This window comes from Mesorhizobium sp. M4A.F.Ca.ET.090.04.2.1, assembly GCF_003999085.1.
Taxonomy (GTDB): Bacteria; Pseudomonadota; Alphaproteobacteria; order Rhizobiales; family Rhizobiaceae; genus Mesorhizobium.
In genome coordinates, this window is the sequence record NZ_RZOT01000749.1 from 1 (window position 1) to 2,043 (window position 2,043).

Annotated in this window: 2 protein-coding genes and 1 pseudogene; all 3 read left to right on the forward strand. The window is 64.6% G+C overall.

The features are described 5' to 3' along the window. Positions 1–677: LysR family transcriptional regulator substrate-binding protein (locus tag EN781_RS31325; RefSeq protein ID WP_127400670.1), on the forward strand; the 677-nt coding region annotated here is incomplete at its 5' end. Between the two features lie 193 nt (positions 678–870). Beyond that, positions 871–1,350 carry a formate dehydrogenase subunit gamma gene (locus EN781_RS31330; RefSeq protein WP_126056756.1) on the forward strand — a complete coding sequence of 160 codons (480 nt, stop codon included), beginning with the start codon at positions 871–873 and terminating at the stop codon, positions 1,348–1,350. Further along, positions 1,347–2,043: pseudogene (locus EN781_RS31335) on the forward strand (formate dehydrogenase); the annotation flags it as partial. The gene EN781_RS31330 and the pseudogene EN781_RS31335, both read left to right, overlap by 4 nt.

Consider the following 2,043-nt stretch of genomic DNA (forward strand, 5'->3'; position numbering starts at 1 on the left):
GCACCATGCGCGAGGGGATGCGGGCGGCCCGCCACGGCCTGTCCGGCCGCATCCGCATAGCGGCGGTTCCGACGGCGCTGGCCATGGTGGCGCGGCTGACGACGCCATTTCGCGAAAAGCATCCCGGCGTCACCTTCTCGATCTTGTCGCGCACCTCGATCGAGGTGCTGACGCTGCTCGGCAATTTCGACGTCGATGCCGGCATCACCTATCTCGACAACGAGCCGCTCGGACGCGTGGTGAGCGTGCCGCTCTATGACGAGCGCTATCAGCTGATCACCGCGGTCGGAAATCCCTTTTCCGACCGCGACAAAGTGACGTGGGCGGAGATCAGCCAGTTGCCGCTTTGCCTGCTGACGCCCGACATGCAGAACCGCCGCATCATCGACCAGCATCTGGCCGAGGCCGGGGTGCAGGTGCGGCCGACGCTGGAATCGAATTCGATGATCGTGCTGTTTTCGCACATCCGGACCGGCAAATGGTCGTCGATCATGCCGCTCAACCTCGCGGAAACATTCGGCTTTTCCGAGCCGATCCGGGCCATTCCGATCGTCGAGCCGGACGCCAGCCACACAGTCGGCCTGGTGGCGGCACCTGGCGAGCCGCACACGCCTTTGGTGCAGGCGCTGCTGGACGAGGCGATGACGCTGGCGGACGATTTCCGCGCCCATCGCTAGGATAGACAGTGCAGGTCGAGCGCGCTTGATAGAAATTTTCTATCGAGCAACGGGACAGCTTTATTGATTTCGGAGGTTTCCTCTGATTTCGTAAGGACTTAGCGATATTGCGCCGAGTGCGTGTCGTTGTCCCAAAACCGCTCTATATCTTGGGCGACACACATCCGGTCGCCACGACCAGGGAGGGCGCTGCATGCCAATGCAGCCTGCAAGTACCGACATCGCGTCGCGCACCGCGGCGATCATCGAGGAATTGAAGGACCTCGAAGGTCCGCTGCTGCCGATCCTGCACGAGATCCAGGAAGAATTCGGCCATGTGCCGCAGGCAGCGCTGCCGGTCATCGCCGACGGGCTGAACCTGTCCAGGGCCGAAGTGCACGGCGTCGTCACCTTCTACCATGATTTCCGCGCCCGCCCTGCCGGCCGGCATGTGCTCAAGCTCTGTCAGGCGGAAGCCTGCCAGTCGATGGGGTCGGATGCGGTCGCCGCCAAGGTCAAGCAGTTGCTCGGCATCGGTTTCCACGAGACCACCCGCGACGGATCGGTTACACTGGAGCCGGTCTATTGCCTCGGGCTTTGCGCCTGTTCGCCGTCGGCGATGCTGGACGGCCAGGTGATCGGGCGGCTCGATGACGAGAAGATCGAAGAGATCGTCGCGGAGGTACGCTCATGATCCCGCGCATCTATATCCCCGGAGATTCCGGCGCGCTGGCGCTCGGCGCCGAAAAGGTCGCCAAGGCGATCGAGAAGGAATTGGCCGAGCGCGGCGTCGAGGCCAAGATCGTGCGCAACGGCTCGCGCGGCGCCTATTTCCTGGAGCCGATGGTCGAGGTTGCGACGGCCGAGGGCCGCGTCGCCTACGGGCCGGTCAAGCCTTCCGACGTCAAGAGCCTGTTCGATAGCGGCTTCCTCAAGGGCGCGCCCCACAAGCGCTGGCTGGGCGCGCCGGACAAGATCCCCTTCCTCGCCAAGCAGACGCGGCTGACCTTCGCGCGCTGCGGCGTCATCGATCCGCTCTCGCTCGACAATTACAAGGCGCATGGCGGGCTGAAGGGCCTGCACAACGCCGTCGCCATGGCGCCCGCGGACATCGTCAAGCAGGTCACCGAATCCGGGCTGCGCGGCCGCGGCGGCGCCGGCTTCCCGACCGGCATCAAGTGGAAGACGGTGCTCGATACCGCTTCGGACCGCAAATACATCGTCTGCAACGCCGACGAGGGCGACAGCGCCACCTTCGCCGACCGCATGATCATGGAGGGCGATCCCTTCGTGCTGATCGAGGGCATGGCGATCGCCGGCATCGCCACCGGCGCGACCAAGGGCTTCGTCTACATCCGCTCGGAATATCCGCATGCGGTGGCGACGA

Excerpts from the sequence above, each read along its gene's own strand:
- EN781_RS31330 (WP_126056756.1), top strand. The coding sequence starts at position 871 with ATGCCAATGCAGCCTGCAAGTACCGACATCGCGTCGCGCACCGCGGCG.